Source organism: Gammaproteobacteria bacterium (assembly GCA_029884425.1).
Lineage (GTDB): Bacteria > Pseudomonadota > Gammaproteobacteria > S012-40 > S012-40 > JAOUHV01.
Window position 1 is genome coordinate 20,681 of record JAOUHV010000016.1, and the last position, 16,548, is coordinate 37,228.

Below are 16,548 nucleotides of genomic sequence, written 5' to 3' on the forward strand. Positions count from 1 at the left end.
ACGATCAATGGAAATATTGCAGCGAGTTTTTGCAGATATGGCCTGGTTTGGCTAGGGCGGGAGGATAACTGGATATGACAAAAAAATCAAACTCGGCAATTGGCTATGACCCGTTGGCGTGGATGGCGGGCGACGATGCAGAGCCGGCAAGCAAGCCAAAAAAATCTGCATCCGGTAAAGGAAAAGGTAACAGTATGAATATTGATATTTTGCGCAGTAGCTTTGCAGCACTGGCCCCTCAGGGGGAGGAATTGACAAGGCGGTTTTATGCGGAATTATTTGAGCGTTTTCCCCAGGTTCGTCCAATGTTTACGGGGGACGTCAAAGACCAGGAGCGTAAATTACTGGCTGCGCTGCAGACAGTTATTGCGTCATTGGATAAGCCGGCGGCACTAAAGAAAACGTTGGCAGAACTTGGTCGGCGGCACCAGAACTATGGTGCAGTTGCCGGGCATTATCAAGCAGTAGCTGAGACCCTACTTGATGTGATGGCTGATTTGGCAGGGTCACTTTGGACAAATGAAGTGGCGTCAGCCTGGAAGCAAGCGCTGACCGTCGTCGCACAAGCGATGCTAGATGCGTATGAGGAGCAAGAGGACAAGAGTATGGTGGCTAACAGAAAATCGATGGAAAGTGAATTGAGTAATGATATGCACGATGAACTGGTGAGAATGAAGTCGGCGGTCAATGGTGCCATGACGGCGATCATGATGGTGGATCGTGACTTCAATATCACTTATGTGAATCAATCCACGGTTGAGTTGTTGAAGCCGCATGAGGATATATTGCGTAAAGCCTTTCCAGGATTTAGTGCCGAGAATTTGATGGGGAAAAACATTGATGTTTTCCACAAAAATCCCCGTCGCCAGCGTCAGTTGCTTTCTAATCCAGCGTCATTGCCTTACTCGACAGATATTGAAATTGGACCGCTGAAGTTCCGTCTCAACGTCACAGCCATCATGGATAATAGTGGAAATTACATTGGAAACACGCTGGAGTGGTCTGATGTTACCTCTGTGCGTCAAAAAGAAGTTGAAGTCGCGCGTTTGCAGTCTGCGGTAGACAGTGCTACTACAAACCTGATGATGTGTGATTCCAATCTGAATATCACCTACGCCAATCCTGCGGTAGTGGCGATGTTACGCGCACGTCAAACCGAGTTGCGCAAAGTATGGCCAAGTTTGAATGTGGATAATCTGATTGGCCAAAATATTGACCAGTTCCACAAAAATCCCGCGCATCAGCGCTCATTGTTGTCCGATAAAAATCGTTTGCCTGCCAGAGCTGAAATCAAGGTGGGTGATTTGGAATTTGAAGTCAACGCCACCTTTATTGCCGGGCCAAACGGTGAGTACATGGGCAACATGGTGGAATGGAAAGACTTAACCGATTCCAATAAGCAAAAACGCGAAGTTGCGCGCTTGCAATCTGCTGTTGATGGCGCTGCATCCAATCTGATGATTTGTGATGCCGATCTGAGAATAACCTATGTTAATCCCTCAGTGGTAAAAATGCTGTCCAAACGTGAAACAGAATTGCGTAAGGTCTGGCCATCGCTAGATACACGTAATTTGATCGGTCAGAACATTGACCAGTTCCACAGAAATCCAGCGCATCAGCGCAGTCTATTGGCAGACAGATCGCGTTTGCCTGCCAAAGCAGAAATTACCGTGGGCGATCTTGAGTTTGAAGTCAATGCAACCATGATCACCGGCCCCAATGGTGAGTACATGGGGAACATGGTGGAATGGAAAGATATCACCGAGCAGAAAGATGCCGAGCGTCAGATTGAACGTCTGATCGAAGCTGCATCTGCCGGTAATCTGGATCAACGTATTAACTCGGATAATTACAGCGGGTTTATCCGTAACCTGGGTGAAGGTGTTAACCAGTTGATTGATGCGGTGGTCAAGCCGATTCGCGAAGGAACCCGAGTTGTTAAAGCGATGTCTGAGGGTGATCTGCGTGAAAACATGACCGGTGAGTTTGAAGGTGAATTTGCCGTGTTACGCGATGCAATCAATCTGACTGTCGATAATCTGCGTCGCATGGTTGGTCAGATCAAGAGTTCAACGGTCAATATTTCAACCGCATCATCTGAGATTGCTCAGGGTAACGCGGATTTGAGTCAGCGTACCGAAGAACAGGCATCGTCGCTGGAAGAAACTGCTTCAAGTATGGAAGAGTTGACAGCCACCGTACGGCAGAATGCTGACAATGCTCGCCAAGCCAATCAGTTGGCGTCCGGTGCGAGTGAGCAGGCGCAGAAAGGTGGCGATGTCGTGCAGCGTGCTGTGACTGCAATGAGTGAGATCAATACCAGTAGCAAGAAGATTGCTGACATTATCGGTGTAATCGACGAGATCGCTTTCCAAACCAACTTGCTGGCTTTGAACGCTGCGGTAGAAGCTGCGCGTGCCGGTGAGCAAGGTCGTGGTTTTGCGGTTGTAGCGGGCGAAGTTCGTAATCTGGCACAACGAAGCGCTGCGGCTGCCAAAGAAATCAAGACACTGATTCAGGACAGCGTGGAAAAAGTAGAGGATGGAACCAAACTGGTGGATCAGTCCGGGGCAACGCTACAGGAAATCGTGTCTGCGGTTAAACGCGTCAGTGACATTATTGCCGAAATTGCGTCTGCCAGCCAGGAACAGTCTGCCGGTATTGAACAGGTCAATAAAGCCGTAACTCAAATGGACGAAGTTACCCAGCAGAACGCGGCGTTGGTTGAAGAAGCTGCAGCGGCGAGCGAATCCATGGATGAGCAAGCCAGATCACTGACCGACATGATGTCCTTCTTCAAGATAGACGAGGATGGCGAGATTAGTATGGCGCCAGTGGCACCTCGTGCGGCAAGCAAGCCCGTAGCAGCAGCAAGACCTGCGACCAAGGCAGCAGCGCCCGCATCAGCTCGTCCAGCAGCCAGACCTGCGGCTGCAGCAGCGAAGCCTGCGACACGTCGCGCACCGCCAGCCTCGGCCGGTGGTGATGAAGAGTGGGAAGAGTTTTAATTGACAGGAAATGATATGAGCGACGTTCAGGAGAGGGATTTCGTGTTTGATGACAAAGACTTCGAAGAAATTCGGGTCTTTGTCAAGCAACACACCGGTATTTCTCTGAGTGATGCAAAGCGCAACATGGTATACGGCCGCCTTTCGAGGCGGCTTCGTCATTTAAACATTAAGAGTTTTGCGGATTATATGGATCTGGTCAAACAGCCAGGTTCACCTGAGGTCGGCGACTTTATAAATGCAATGACGACGAACCTCACATCGTTTTTTCGTGAGAATCATCATTTTGAATACGTACGAAAAACAGTTATTCCTGAAGTCATGAAGGCCAATATGGCGACGCGTAAAATTCGCATATGGTCTGCGGGTTGTTCAACCGGTGAGGAGCCGTATTCGCTAGCGATGACACTGGCGTCTTCGATTCCGTCAATCGACACCTGGGATGTGAAGATTCTGGCGACGGATTTGGATACCAATGTTTTGGCTCATGCAGAACGTGGAGTTTACGACATTGATCGGGTTGAAAGCGTGCCTGATGAGTATCGTCGACGCTGGTTGATGAAGGGGAAAGGATCAAATAGCGGTAGCGTTTGTATGTCGAGAAAAATTAAAGACATGATTACGTTTCGCAAGCTGAATCTGATGATGGATTGGCCAATGAGGGGCCCGTTTGATTTTATCTTTTGCCGGAATGTTGTGATCTATTTTGACAAGGAAACACAGAAAAAGCTTTTTGATCGTTACGCAGATATCTTGATTCCACATGGTCATGTTTTTCTTGGGCATTCAGAATCTCTTTTTAAAGTGTCAACTCGCTTTGAGCTGGTGGGCAATACCATTTACCGCAAAAAGGATTAATCATGACCATTGTGCCGCCAAGCATGTATCCACCCTTGAAGGGATTCGAACACATTAATCGCTATTGGGACAAGGCGAGAGGAATATATGGAGCTAAGATATTGCCTGGTCAATATTATGTGACCTTGCACGATGAATTAATCACTACCGTGCTTGGCTCATGTATTTCGGCATGTATTCGGGATAGAAAACTGGGTATTGGCGGGATGAATCATTTTATGTTGCCGTCCACGGATGATCAGGGAATGTTGGGGGCTGCCAGTGCGGCTGAGCGTTATGGCAATTTTGCGATGGAACATTTGATTAACCATATTTTGAAAAACGGGGGTAGGCGCGAGAATTTGGAAGTTAAAATTTTTGGTGGAGGAAAGATCCTGGCCTCCATGACCGACGTTGGTCGGAAAAATATTAACTTTGTGAAAACGTACATTCAGGCTGAGGGTATGTCGTTGGTTTCGGAGGATGTTGGTGACATTTTTCCGCGAAAAGTTGTTTTTTTTCCATCGACTGGGAAAGCATTGGTTAAACGGTTGAGATCATTGCACAACGATACGGTATACGCACGCGAACGCGAATACCTCGATGGCATAGAGAAAACCGGAACTTCTGGTGATGTTGAGTTGTTTTGATTATGAGCAAAATACGCGTGTTGATAGTTGATGATTCTGCGTTGGTGCGGCAAGTATTGACGCAGGTATTGCAATCCGATTCCGATATCGAAGTGGTTGGGACTGCTTCGGATCCTTTTATTGCTCGGGATAAAATCAAGCAATTGAAGCCCGATGTGTTGACGCTGGACGTGGAAATGCCGCGCATGGATGGCATCACGTTTTTGCGTAACTTAATGCGCTTGCATCCGATGCCGGTGGTGATGATTTCCTCGTTGACCGAAAAAGGTGCCCAGATCACGCTGGATGCACTGGAAATTGGCGCGGTGGATTTCATGGCCAAGCCCAAAGAGGATTTGAAGTCCCAAATGCAGGAGTATTCGGCCACCATTATCGAGAAAGTGAAAATGGCGGCGAAGGCCAAGGTTCGTGTGCGGGTGGATGAGGCCGGGACGGCGAAACCGGCGGGAACGGCAGTGCCGCCCAAATTGGAATCGGATGCTATTTTGGCTAAAACTGCACCTCCACCCAGATCGATTGATTTGGGTGAACTGATTGCGATTGGTGCGTCGACGGGGGGTACGGAGGCCGTCCGCGATGTGCTGACACTGCTGCCGCCGGATTTGCCGGGTATTGTGATTACCCAGCATATTCCTGAAGCGTTCAGCGGGCCGTTTGCGGCGCGCCTGGATCGTTCTTGTGCACTGAGGGTAAAAGAAGCCCAGCACGGTGATGAAATTCTGCCGGGGCACGCGTACGTCGCGCCGGGCAGTCATCACTTGTTGGTGGAGCGCAAGGGCAAGCGTTATTTCTGTGTGCTCAACGATGGGCCTCGGGTGAATCGTCACAAACCCTCGGTGGATGTACTGTTCCGCTCGGTGTGTCAGGCGGCGGGCGCCAAGGCCGTGGGCGTGATTTTGACCGGTATGGGTGACGATGGCGCACGTGGTCTGAAAGAAATGCGTGACGCGGGTTCATTCACCATTGCGCAGGATGAAAACACCAGCGTGGTTTGGGGTATGCCTGGTGAGGCGGTTAAATTGGGCGCGGCAGAAGTGGTTAAACCGTTGCGAGCTGTGTCAACGGAACTGATTCGTTATTTCAAAAAATCAGGGTAAACTGCTGTACAGGGACGAATGGGTGTTTTATGAGTGAAGTGATCAATCAAGATACCATTGCGATGCTCAAGGATGTGCTGGGCAGTGGTTTTGGCGAAGTGGTGGATGCGTTTCTTGGCGATACACCTGTGCGCCTGCAAAAGGCACAGGTGTGTGCCGCCAATGGTGACTTGGCCGGGCTTGAGCGTGAGATTCACGCGGTCAAAGGCAGCAGTGGCAATGTCGGAGCTACGCTGGTCTGCCAGTTGGCAACGGCTATTGTGGATGGCTGTCGACAGCGAAGCTTAACCGCCCCCAACGAGGCCGTGATTCAACTGATTGCGGCGTTTGAACAGACTGCCCCCCTCCTTGACGCATTAAAATCACCGTAGTACTGGCCCCTGATGGGTGTTTTCCTTTAAAATTTGCCTTTATTTCACCGGCAAAAGAGGAAACACAATCCGCGTGCAAATTATTCCCCGCAACGAGCACAATATTTCCCGTAGTCAGATTAGCGATGCTGCATTGAAGGTGCTGTATCGATTGAGAAAAGCCGGTTATGAAGGGTATCTGGTCGGTGGTGGGGTGCGTGACCTGTTGCTGCAAGGTAATCCCAAGGATTTCGACGTGGCGACCGATGCCACCCCTGAGGATGTTCGCCGCCTGTTTCGCAATTGTCGCCTGATTGGCCGTCGTTTTCGTCTGGCGCATGTGCATTTTGGTGACGAAATCATCGAAGTGGCCACCTTTCGGGGCCAGCACCAGGGTGATCAGGGCGATGCCGGTCAAATCGTCAACGGCATGATTGTGCGTGACAACGTCTATGGCACGCTGGAAGAAGATGCCTGGCGTCGTGATTTCACCGTCAATTCGCTGTACTACAACATCGCAGACTTTTCCCTGGTGGACCACGTGGGCGGCATGGAGGACATCCAGGCACGCCGTCTGCGCATGATTGGTGATCCCGAGGTGCGCTACAACGAAGACCCGGTGCGCATGCTGCGCGCGGTGCGTTTTGCCGCCAAGCTGGGGTTTAGCATCGAACAGCACACGGAAGAACCGATGGTGCGTTTGGCGCATTTGCTGGTGGATGTGCCACCTGCGCGCCTGTTTGAAGAAGTGCTCAAGCTGTTTCTTAGTGGCTATGCGCAGCGCACGTTCGAGCTGTTGGACAAATACCATTTGTTTGCCCAGTTGTTTCCGCAGGCGCAGGACGGCGTAGATCATCAGCAGCGTTTCCGTAATTTTATCGGCGCGGCGCTGGCCAATTGCGATCAGCGGATTGCGGAAGGCAAGAGCGTGACGCCGGCGTTTGTGTTTGCCGTACTGCTCTGGTACCCGGTGCAGCATTTGCGCGAGCATTTTATGGAGCGCGGCGAAACCGAATCACAGGCTATGTCTGAAGCCGCCAATGCGGTGCTGGGTGGTCAATCGCAACGCGTTTCGATTCCGCGCCGCTTTCATGTGATGATCAAAGAAATTTGGCATTTGCAGGATCGCTTGGGTAAACGAGCCCCCAAGCGTTCTGCGCGTTTGCTGTCACATCCGCGTTTCCGTGCGGGCTATGATTTCTTGCTGTTGCGCGCGCAGGTCGGTGAGGTAGAGGCCGAACTGGCGCAGTGGTGGACGGAATTTGCTCAGGCCGGCGATGCACATCAGGAAAAAATGGTGCGGAATTTCCGCCATCATGGTGCCGGCGCTGGTGCGGCAGCGGGCGCAGATGCGCCGGTCAAAAAGCGCCGTCGTCGTCGCAGCAATGCCCGTCGCAGTGCTGGTCCGATCAATCAAAATGAAGACTAGTTACATCGGCCTCGGCGCCAACCTGGGGGATGCAGTGGCTACCCTGCAGTGGGCGTTGCAGCGACTGGATGCTTCGGCGGAGTGTCAGCTGCGGGCCTGTTCGTCGTTTTATCGCAGTCGCCCGTTGGCGGACATGGATCAGCCGGATTATGTGAATGCGGTGGCTGAGTTGGTCACCGACTTGTCTCCCCCGGCATTACTGGCCTTGCTGCACCGCATCGAAGACGAACAGGGACGAGAGCGTTTGCAGCGTTGGGGCGCGCGGACGCTGGATTTGGATATTTTGCTGTATGCTGATGTCCAATGGCAGACAGCGTCGTTGACGATTCCACATATCGGATTAACGCAACGGGAGTTCGTGGTTTTCCCGCTGTTGGAAATTGCTCCCCAATTGGTGTTGCCAGACGGACGGCAGCTTGCCGAGGTAGCGCAGGGATTGGATTGGCGCGGAATGGAAAAAATGACGAGTGGTGAACATGCCTAAACCCAGTGTGACTGACTTGCTGAACATGAAGCAGGAAGGCAAGAAAATAGTTTGTTTGACCGCCTACGATGCGTCGTTCGCGGCGCAAGCGGTGGAAAATGGCGTTGATATTTTGCTGGTAGGCGATTCTCTGGGAATGGTGGTGCAGGGTAAGGAAAGCACCGTGCCTGTGACGCTGGACGAAATGATTTATCACACCGCCGCAGTTCGGCGCGGTTCGGCGCAGACGATGGTGATCGCCGACATGCCGTTCATGAGTTTTAGCGACGTGCAGCAGACGCTGCATAATGCCGGTCGCCTGATGAAAGAAGGCGGTGCGCACATGGTGAAGCTGGAAGGTGCGCATCCACAGATTCTCGACAGCGTGCGTGCGCTGAGTTCGTACGGCATTCCGGTGTGCGGCCATCTGGGGCTGTTGCCGCAGTCTGTTTACAAGCTGGGTGGCTACAAGGTACAGGGGCGCGAGGAAGATGAGGGCAAACTGATCCTCAAACAGGCGCTGGAACTGCAGGCGGCCGGGGCCGATTTGCTGGTGCTGGAGTGCCTGCCGGCGCGCTTGGCCGAGCGGATTTCATCGGCGCTGACTATTCCTACCATCGGTATTGGTGCCGGTGTTGATACTGACGGCCAGGTGCTGGTGTTGTACGACATGCTGGGCGTGACGCTGGGCAAGCGTCCCAAGTTTTCCAAAAATTTCATGCAGGGCCGCGACAGCATCGGTGCGGCGATTGCCGCTTACGTGGCCGAAGTTCGCTCCAGTCAGTTTCCTGCGCCTGAGCACGGCTTCTAACCGATGAAAACAGTCTCAACGGTAGAAGCATTGCGCGCCGAGATTGCCGATTGGCGCCGTCAGGGTCTGACGGTGGCATTTGTGCCGACCATGGGGAATTTGCACCAAGGCCATCTGGATTTGTGCCGGCACGGTGCAGAGCTGGCGGATCGGGTGGTGGTCAGTATTTTTGTCAACCCGCTGCAATTTGGCGCCAACGAAGATCTGGACAGTTATCCGCGCACCCTGGCAGCGGACCAGCAAAAGCTGCAGGCCCAAGGGGTGCAGTTATTGTTTGCGCCAACCGAGGATCAACTTTACCCGTTTGGCCGCGAGGCTTCCTGTCGAGTCACTGTGCCCACCCTGACTGAGCAACTTTGCGGTGCCCATCGTCCGGGCCATTTCGATGGCGTGGCAACGGTGGTGACCAAGCTGCTAAACCTGGTTCAGGCCGATGTGGCAGTGTTTGGTGAAAAGGATTTTCAGCAATTGGCGGTGATCCGCCGGCTGGTGGCGGATCTATATATCCCTACCCGAATCATTGGTCATCCCACAACCCGTGAGGCTAGTGGTCTGGCGATGAGCTCGCGCAATGGCTATCTGAGCGATGAACAGCGCCAGCAGGCCGCGCAGATTTATGCCACGTTGGGGTGGGCAGGTCGCGAACTACAGCAGGGTAGAATGTGTCTAACGATTGAGCACGAGGCGCGTCAGGCACTGGAGCAGGCCGGGTTTGCGGTGGAATATTTTAGTATTTGTGACGTGGTTAAATTGCAGCCACTGAAGCAGCTCGCTGATGAGGCCGTTATACTGGTGGCGGTGCGCCTGGGACGGACCCGCTTGATTGATAACCTACGGGTGGATTTGCGAAAATAGGCTCGAAAAGGCATAATTGCGCGCCTAACCTCGATAGTAGAGTCTAAGACTCGGAAACAGGAATAGAGATAGATGTATTTAACCTTACTCAAAGCCAAGCTTCACCGTGCCTGCGTGACTCATTCGGAGCTGGAATATGAGGGCTCCTGTGCCATCGACGCGGATTTGCTGGATGCTGCCGGCATTCGTGAGTACGAACAAATCCATATTTACAATGTGGCCAATGGTCATCGCTTTGTTACCTACGCTATTCGTGCTGAGGCGGGTTCCAAAATCATTTCGGTTAACGGCGCGGCGGCGCATCTGGCCAATCCAGGTGATCGCATTATCATTTGCGCCTATGCCGGAATGGACAAAGCCGAAGCCGACCGTTTTGAACCCAGCATGGTGTATCTGAACGAACGCAATGAAATCACCGGTCAGCGCAATTTTATCCCGATGCAGCTGGCTGAAGTGGCCAACAACTAATTCTCAAGCCCGCCTGGCGCGGGCTTTTTTCTGCCTGCCTTTTCCTATTCCCGAGTACTCCAATAAGACAAATTTAATTTGCCGGCGCTAACTTTGCAGGATGCGTGTACGAGCAAACTTGCCGTGTGGCGGCAAATGCCGGTGCGCAAAAAAGGGGATGGAAGCATGAGTAAAATAATAACGCTTTGTTTGTTAACTGTATTTTCTGCGTCGACCTGGGCGGCGGAAACCCGGATGCTGAGCAAGCACGATGTGAAGGCAACCGCTGAACGGGCGGTAGCGGTGTTGCAGCGGGCACAATTGCCCGAGGTGGCCGAGCGCGAAACGCCAAACGGGATGGAAATCGAATTTACCAATCCTTTGTACGGCAGTGCGATCGGCGCTTGTGCCAAGGGGCTGCGCAAAGACAAGCCACTGCAAATGCGTATTTACGAAGACATGAACGGCAATGTCTGGCTGGCCTATGAAGAGCCTCGGACCATCGTCAACGATTTTGGCGTGATTGAGTGCGGCAACGAAACCGCGCACATCAAGCAGACCTTGCAGGGATTTGCCTCGGCGGTGATTGGCGACGAGTGATATTGTTCGCCACGTGATGAATAAAAAAGCCCGCAAATTGCGGGCTTTTTTGTTGGGCAGTGCCTGGATGGCTAGCCTGTGTTGCGAATGCCGGTGGCCACGGCGTTGATGCTACGAAGCAGCGGCACCAGCCAGGCTTGCTTGGCCGGGTCATTGTCTGCCAGCGCACGGTAGCGCTTGAGCAAAATCACCTGGATGTGGTTGAGCGGGTCCAGGTAAGGATTGCGGCGTGACAGTGACAGCGCCAGACTGGGATTTTCTTCCAGCAGGCGCGAATGGTCGCCGGCGTTCAAGGTCTGCTTCAGTGTGCGCTTGAATTCCTTGCGGATCATTTCGTACACCTCGCGCGTGGCTTCCTGATCCACACACAGGCTCTGGTATTCCTCGGCGATGTCCATGTCGGCCTTGGTCAGCGCCATTTCGGTATTGCTCATCAGCGCGCGGAAGAATGGCCAGTGCTTGTTCATGGACTGCAAGGTGGCCAAATGCTGGGGGTTACTGTCACGCCATTTTTCCAGGGCAGCGCCAATACCATACCAGGCAGGCAAGGTGTGACGCGCCTGTGCCCAGCCAAATACCCACGAAATCGCACGGACTGAACCTTTGGTGCGGTCGCCTTTTTTGCGATGGGATGGGCGTGAGCCGATGTTCATCAGGCCGATTTCGCTGACGGGCGTGGCTTCGTAGAAATAATCCAGGAAGGCCGGCACGTTCTCGGTGAGGTGGCGATACTGATGCTCGCCTTCTGCGGCCAGTTCGCTCATGATCTGCAGGAAGTCTTCACGATCATCTTCCGTTTTTTCGATCAGGCAGCGGCTGGCTTTCATCAGGCCACTGGCACCCATGGTAAGTTCGTACACCGCCGTTTCGATGTTGCTGTATTTGAAGGACAGCACTTCGCCTTGTTCGGTGAATTTGATCTGGCCATGAACAGTGCCGGCGGGTTGCGACAGAATCGCTTCGTGAGTGGGGCCACCACCGCGACCGACGGTGCCGCCACGGCCATGGAACAGACGAATGTCCAGACCTTTGCTCTTGGCCAGGGCAGTGATTTGTTTTTGCGCCTTGTACAGATTCCACACGGAAGCCAGAATGCCGCCATCTTTGCACGAATCGGAATAGCCCAGCATGACTTCCTGCAAATTGCCGGAGGCCTTGAGCAGGTGAGAATAGCAGGCGTTGTCGAACAGACGGGTCATGACCGGCTGAATGTGGGCCAAGTCTTCCACTGTCTCGAACAGCGGGCTGACGCGCACATGGCAGTGCCATTGGTCGTCTTTGAAACCGGCCAGCCCCGCCAAGCGTGCCAGGAACATGACTTCCATCACGTGCGAGGCTTCGTGCGTCATCGAGATGACGTATTCGCCGAAGGTGTTGGGGCTGAGGGTATTGCGCAGGCGACGCATGACCGAGAACACTTCAACCACGTCGCGGTTTTCTTCACTGAGCGCGGCAACATTGACTTCGGGCGCGTCCGGGCTCTGGATCAGCTCGGCGAGCAGGGCCAGCCGGCTTTCCTCGGACTTTTCCAGATAATCGGCTTTGCCGTAGTAGTCGGCAAGAATCTGCGCAACTGCCAGAGTATGGCGGGTGGATTCCTGGCGAATGTCCAGCTTGTACAGATAAAAACCAAAGCTTTCCACCAGACGGATCAGGTCGAGCAACTCGCCGTTGGCCGAGAAATGGTCGCCCAGTTCGATCAACGAGTCGCGAATGACGTACAGGTCATCAAGGAATTCCTGCTCGTTTTTATAGGCGATGTTGTTGTCCTTGACGGGCTTGTCCTGCAGTTTGCTCTTGATCGCGACCAGGTTGTCTTCCAGGCGGGTGCGAACAATGCGCAGCAGGCGACGATAGGGCTCGTGGGTAAATTGCTGCGGCTTATCGCCAAAAGCGCGGTCGCTGTAGTGCTCATATTGCGCCATGAGGCCGGTGATGGCGCTGCTGGACGGACACAGCTGGGCCGAGTGCGTCAGGTATTTCGCCAGCTTGCGCAGGCGGGTGACGTACTCGATCAATACGGTTTGCGCCTGCAGGTATAGAGCTAGTTCGGTAACTTCGGGTTTGACGTTGGGGTTGCCGTCGCGGTCGCCGCCAATCCAGGAGCCGAAATGAATAAAGCTGGGAGTGGTTACCCGTTGCCGACCTTTGGCATCGTAACCGTAATGCTTGATCAGCGATTTATCCAGTTGGCGATAGACCTGGGGAATGGCTTCGAACAGGGTTTCGCGAGCGTAGTATAAACCCAGGCGGATTTCGTCGGACACGATGGGGCGCTGGCTGCGCACTTCGTCGGTGTGCCACAACACCCGGATCTGGCTTTCGAGTTTGTTCACCAGTTCGGCGTGCTCGTCCTTGGTCAGGCGGCTGTCGTCGAGCTCGGTGTTGATGTTGTAAATACGGCGCAGGTTTTCCATGATGCTGCGGCGTTTGGATTCGGTGGGGTGCGCAGTAATGACCGGAACATAGGCCAGGGACGACAGCAGCTTTTGTGCTTGGTCGGCGCTTATGCCTTGTTTTGTAAAGGATTTAACAATGCTGTCAAATGAGCCAGGGTAGGACTGGCCGCGGCGCAGGCCGGCACGACGCTGTTGCTGCTGGAAATCTTCCTCGGCGATATTCACCAGGCTGAAATAAATGCTGAACGCACGAATAACGTGAGTCAGGGTTTCCGGATCCAGATTGTCGATAATGCGCGCAAGGCGGCGGTGAGTGGTGGCATTGTATTGTTTGCGAAGGGTGATATAACCCGTGCGTAGCGCTTCTACAGCGGAAAACACGCCATCGCCTGCCTGCGTTTTCAGGACATTGCCCAAAAGTGTACCCAGCAGTTTTACCCGGTTGCGTAAAACTTTGTCACCTGCTTGTTTCATTGAAAACACTTCTTTGTTGATGTTCCGGAAGGAAAACTGTGTCTGCAGCGTTGCTATCTGCAGACACTCAAAAGGCCGGTATTATACCCCTAAAATGTCCTGTTTGTATTTAGCGAGTTTGCAGCGCTTGCTGATATAGGGCTTGATAGCGTACCGCGCTTTGTTTCCAGCCAAAATCGATTTTCATGCCATTTAGCTGCAATTTATGCCAGATTTCCTTGGCATTGCGGTAGATATCGATGGCCGTCAAGGTGGTTTGGGTCATGGCCTGGGCCGAGCCGGTGTAAAAATGGAAGCCGGTAGCGGTGCCTTCGCGCAAAGTTTGTTCATTGGTATCGATCACCGAGTCGATCAAACCGCCGACATGGTGAACAATCGGCACGGTGCCGTAGCGCTGGCTGTAGATCTGGTTCAGCCCGCAAGGCTCAAATCGCGAAGGCATGAGGAACATGTCCGAGCCTGCTTCCAGCAAATGGGCGAGCGGTTCGCTGTAGCCAATGCGAACGCTGAATTGCTGCGGATGTTGTTGGGCGAGATTCTGCAGTGCCGTTTGCAATGTCTTGTCGCCGGAGCCAAGCATCACCACCTGCACGTCCTGCGCAAGCAGTGCCGGCAGGGCGGCCAGCACCCAGTCATAGCCTTTTTGCTCCACCATGCGACCCACCATGCCGATCAATGGCGCATCAGGGCGGACGGGCAAGCCGAACGCCTGTTGCAGTGCCGCTTTGTTGGCCGCCTTGGCATCCAGTTGGCGAACTGAATAGTTGGCCGCCAGATGCGGGTCTTTGGCCGGATTCCATTCGCCGTCGTCGATGCCGTTGAGGATGCCCGACAGGCTGGCCTGACGATAACGCAGCAAATCTTGCAGGCCGCAGCCAAATTCGGCGCGGGTAATTTCTTGCGCATAACTGGGGCTGACGGTGTTGATCCGATCGGCGAAAACCAGGCCGCCTTTCATGAACGACAGTTGGTTGTAAAACTCCAGGCCATTCATACTCCACAGTTGCGCAGGTAAATTCAGCCGGGCAAAGGTGCTGGCCGGAAACAGTCCCTGATAGGCCATGTTGTGGATGGTGAATACCGTGGCGGGGCGTGTGGTTTGCTGGGCGAGGAGTGCCGGTACCAGTGCTGTTTGCCAGTCATTGCAGTGCACGACATCGGCAGCCCAGTCCAGTCCCAGTTGGTTGTTGGCCAGTTGGCAGACAACGTTGCAGAAGGCGGCGAAGCGTTGCGCATTGTCCGACCAGTCGTCACCACTGGCGGTGCTGTAGGGGCCGCCGACACGCTCGAAGTATTCGGGAATATCGATAAACCAAACCGGAACTTTGGTTTTGGGCAATTTGCCTTGCAGTACGCGGCCAGGAAAATCGGTCTGAAATTCGGCGACCACCGTGGTACGTCCGGCATTTTTCAACGCACTAGGGTATGCTGGCATAACGATGCGAATGTCTTCGCCCAACTTTTGTAACGCGATGGGCAAGCCGCTGGACACATCTGCCAATCCGCCGGTTTTGATTAGTGGAAAAACTTCGCTGCTCGCAAAAAGAATTCGCATTCGTGGTGTATTCCTGGCCCAATGATTGAAGTGCTTAGGCAATAAAGTAATCGCCCGTGAATGACGTTATTGTCGTCAGTTTGCGTTAATTTGCTGATTTTTACACAAAACAGGACTCGTATTAAAGGATCACGCTATGCAAAAAGCCGATATCGGTCTCATTGGTCTCGCAGTAATGGGACAAAATCTGGTGCTCAACATGCTCGACCATGGCTTTCGCGTGGCGGTTTTTAATCGCACCACCAGCAAGGTCGATGAATTTTTGGCGGGACCCGGCAAGGCGTACGACAACGTACACGGTTGTCACAGTGTGGAGCAGTTTGTGGCGAGCCTGAAAAGTCCGCGCAAGATTATGCTGATGGTCAAGGCCGGTGCGGTGGTGGATGAGTTCATCGATTTGGTTCTGCCGCATTTGGACAAGGGCGACATCATCATTGACGGCGGCAATTCGCTGTACGTCGATACTGAGCGTCGTGTCAAACGCTGTCAGCAACAAGGTATGCGCTATTTGGGTGTCGGTGTGTCTGGCGGTGAGGAAGGTGCGCGGTTTGGGCCATCGTTAATGCCGGGTGGCGACAAGTCTGCCTGGCCAGAAGTGAAAAATATTTTTCAAGCCATCGCTGCCAAAGTGGATGGCGAGCCTTGCTGCCAATGGGTGGGTGAAGGTGGGGCCGGTCACTATGTGAAAATGGTGCACAACGGCATCGAATATGGCGACATGCAGCTGATTTGCGAGGCGTATCAACTGTTGCGCGAGGGCGCGGGGTTGAGTGTGGATCAGTTGGCGCAAACCTTTGATGAGTGGAACAAGGGCCTGCTGGATTCCTACCTGATCGAAATTACCCGTGACATTTTTAAAGTCAAAGACAGCGATGGCCAGCCATTGCTGGACAAAATTCTCGATACCGCAGGTCAAAAAGGCACTGGCACCTGGACAGGCATTAACGCACTGGAAATGGGCGTGCCGCTGACGCTGATTGGCGAAGCGGTGTTTGCCCGTTGTCTGTCGGCGATCAAGGATTCACGCGTCAAGGCAGCCAAAACAATTTCACTGGACTTGCCCGCTGGCAAGGTTGATCAGCAGCAAATTAGCGCAGCGGTACACGACGCGCTGTACGCATCAAAAATTATTTCTTACGCGCAGGGCTTTATGTTGATGCGGCGTGCCGCCAAGGAATACGGCTGGCAATTAAATTACGGTGACATTGCGCTAATGTGGCGCGGAGGCTGTATCATTCGCAGCCGCTTCCTGGGCGAAATCAAACAGGCCTACAGCAAAAATCCTGAACTGGAAAATTTGCTGTTGGATGATTTTTTCAAAAAGGCGATTTTGCAGTCGCAGCAGGGTTGGCGTCGGGCGTTGAGCTTTGCCATTGAACGTGGCATTCCTGCACCTGCATTTTCATCGGCGCTGGCATTTTTTGATGGTTATCGCAGCGCAACCCTGCCAGCCAATTTACTGCAGGCGCAGCGCGATTATTTCGGTGCGCACACCTACGAGCGTATCGACCGGCCGCGCGGCGAATTTTTTCACACTGACTGGATCAGTCTGGCGAAACACTGATAGAGAGCA

Annotated in this window: 13 protein-coding genes and 2 pseudogenes; 13 read left to right on the forward strand and 2 right to left on the reverse strand. The window is 53.3% G+C overall.

The genetic code is table 11. From position 1 onward, the window contains the following. The first annotated feature begins 194 nt into the window (after positions 1-194). The 12 genes and pseudogenes from OEW58_06340 to OEW58_06395 all read left to right on the forward strand — a co-directional run bounded on the left by OEW58_06340 (position 195) and on the right by OEW58_06395 (position 10,547). Positions 195-2,033 (forward strand): annotated as a pseudogene (locus OEW58_06340) (PAS domain-containing protein). Positions 2,034-2,036: 3 nt separating this feature from the next. Next, a pseudogene (locus OEW58_06345) lies at positions 2,037-2,810 on the forward strand (methyl-accepting chemotaxis protein). 213 nt (positions 2,811-3,023) lie between these two features. After that, complete coding sequence (locus OEW58_06350; GenBank protein MDH5300966.1) at positions 3,024-3,866, forward strand: protein-glutamate O-methyltransferase CheR; 843 nt, start codon at positions 3,024-3,026, stop codon at positions 3,864-3,866. Between the two features lie 2 nt (positions 3,867-3,868). Then, on the forward strand, positions 3,869-4,495 hold the full coding sequence (cheD, locus tag OEW58_06355; GenBank protein MDH5300967.1) for a chemoreceptor glutamine deamidase CheD: 627 nt from the start codon (positions 3,869-3,871) through the stop codon (positions 4,493-4,495). Positions 4,496-4,497: 2 nt separating this feature from the next. Continuing rightward, the gene (locus OEW58_06360; protein MDH5300968.1) at positions 4,498-5,592 is read left to right on the forward strand and encodes a chemotaxis response regulator protein-glutamate methylesterase; all 1,095 of its coding nucleotides are present in this window, start codon (positions 4,498-4,500) and stop codon (positions 5,590-5,592) included. A 29-nt stretch (positions 5,593-5,621) separates the two neighbouring features. Continuing rightward, complete coding sequence (locus OEW58_06365; GenBank protein ID MDH5300969.1) at positions 5,622-5,963, forward strand: Hpt domain-containing protein; 342 nt, start codon at positions 5,622-5,624, stop codon at positions 5,961-5,963. Positions 5,964-6,036: 73 nt separating this feature from the next. Continuing rightward, positions 6,037-7,371: a polynucleotide adenylyltransferase PcnB gene (gene pcnB, locus OEW58_06370; GenBank protein MDH5300970.1), complete on the forward strand. Its 1,335-nt coding sequence runs from the start codon at positions 6,037-6,039 to the stop codon at positions 7,369-7,371. Continuing rightward, positions 7,361-7,855, forward strand: a complete 495-nt coding sequence (gene folK, locus OEW58_06375; GenBank protein MDH5300971.1) for a 2-amino-4-hydroxy-6-hydroxymethyldihydropteridine diphosphokinase — start codon at positions 7,361-7,363, stop codon at positions 7,853-7,855. Before pcnB ends, folK begins: the two co-directional genes overlap by 11 nt. Beyond that, positions 7,848-8,645 (forward strand): 3-methyl-2-oxobutanoate hydroxymethyltransferase, encoded by a 798-nt coding sequence (gene panB, locus OEW58_06380; protein MDH5300972.1) that lies wholly within the window; start codon positions 7,848-7,850, stop codon positions 8,643-8,645. Before folK ends, panB begins: the two co-directional genes overlap by 8 nt. Before the next feature lie 3 nt (positions 8,646-8,648). Then, positions 8,649-9,500 (forward strand): pantoate--beta-alanine ligase, encoded by an 852-nt coding sequence (gene panC / locus OEW58_06385; GenBank protein ID MDH5300973.1) that lies wholly within the window; start codon positions 8,649-8,651, stop codon positions 9,498-9,500. Positions 9,501-9,572: 72 nt separating this feature from the next. Further along, entirely contained in the window at positions 9,573-9,968 is a 396-nt protein-coding gene (locus tag OEW58_06390; protein MDH5300974.1) for an aspartate 1-decarboxylase, read from the forward strand. A 165-nt stretch (positions 9,969-10,133) separates the two neighbouring features. After that, positions 10,134-10,547 carry a hypothetical protein gene (locus OEW58_06395; GenBank protein MDH5300975.1) on the forward strand — a complete coding sequence of 138 codons (414 nt, stop codon included), beginning with the start codon at positions 10,134-10,136 and terminating at the stop codon, positions 10,545-10,547. 71 nt (positions 10,548-10,618) lie between these two features. Here the strand turns inward: OEW58_06395 and ppc are convergent, their stop codons facing one another. Further along, the gene (gene ppc, locus OEW58_06400) at positions 10,619-13,420 is read right to left on the reverse strand and encodes a phosphoenolpyruvate carboxylase (GenBank protein ID MDH5300976.1); all 2,802 of its coding nucleotides are present in this window, start codon (positions 13,418-13,420) and stop codon (positions 10,619-10,621) included. A 109-nt stretch (positions 13,421-13,529) separates the two neighbouring features. Then, entirely contained in the window at positions 13,530-14,975 is a 1,446-nt protein-coding gene (glgA, locus tag OEW58_06405) for a glycogen synthase GlgA (protein MDH5300977.1), read from the reverse strand. A 136-nt stretch (positions 14,976-15,111) separates the two neighbouring features. On the opposite strand from glgA, the gene gnd reads away from it, so the two are divergent. After that, positions 15,112-16,539, forward strand: coding sequence for a decarboxylating NADP(+)-dependent phosphogluconate dehydrogenase (gene gnd / locus OEW58_06410; GenBank protein ID MDH5300978.1), 1,428 nt, complete (start codon positions 15,112-15,114; stop codon positions 16,537-16,539). Positions 16,540-16,548: the final 9 nt, after the last annotated feature.

What these genes read in the sequence shown, in the direction of transcription:
- glgA (MDH5300977.1), bottom strand. Translation starts at nt 14,975, where the DNA reads ATGCGAATTCTTTTTGCGAGCAGCGAAGTTTTTCCACTAATCAAAACC.
- gnd (MDH5300978.1), top strand. Translation starts at nt 15,112, where the DNA reads ATGCAAAAAGCCGATATCGGTCTCATTGGTCTCGCAGTAATGGGACAA.
- cheD (MDH5300967.1), top strand. Translation starts at nt 3,869, where the DNA reads ATGACCATTGTGCCGCCAAGCATGTATCCACCCTTGAAGGGATTCGAA.
- OEW58_06350 (MDH5300966.1), top strand. Translation starts at nt 3,024, where the DNA reads ATGAGCGACGTTCAGGAGAGGGATTTCGTGTTTGATGACAAAGACTTC.
- panB (MDH5300972.1), top strand. Translation starts at nt 7,848, where the DNA reads ATGCCTAAACCCAGTGTGACTGACTTGCTGAACATGAAGCAGGAAGGC.
- ppc (MDH5300976.1), bottom strand. Translation starts at nt 13,420, where the DNA reads ATGAAACAAGCAGGTGACAAAGTTTTACGCAACCGGGTAAAACTGCTG.
- OEW58_06365 (MDH5300969.1), top strand. Translation starts at nt 5,622, where the DNA reads ATGAGTGAAGTGATCAATCAAGATACCATTGCGATGCTCAAGGATGTG.
- OEW58_06395 (MDH5300975.1), top strand. Translation starts at nt 10,134, where the DNA reads ATGAGTAAAATAATAACGCTTTGTTTGTTAACTGTATTTTCTGCGTCG.
- folK (MDH5300971.1), top strand. Translation starts at nt 7,361, where the DNA reads ATGAAGACTAGTTACATCGGCCTCGGCGCCAACCTGGGGGATGCAGTG.
- panC (MDH5300973.1), top strand. Translation starts at nt 8,649, where the DNA reads ATGAAAACAGTCTCAACGGTAGAAGCATTGCGCGCCGAGATTGCCGAT.
- OEW58_06360 (MDH5300968.1), top strand. Translation starts at nt 4,498, where the DNA reads ATGAGCAAAATACGCGTGTTGATAGTTGATGATTCTGCGTTGGTGCGG.
- OEW58_06390 (MDH5300974.1), top strand. Translation starts at nt 9,573, where the DNA reads ATGTATTTAACCTTACTCAAAGCCAAGCTTCACCGTGCCTGCGTGACT.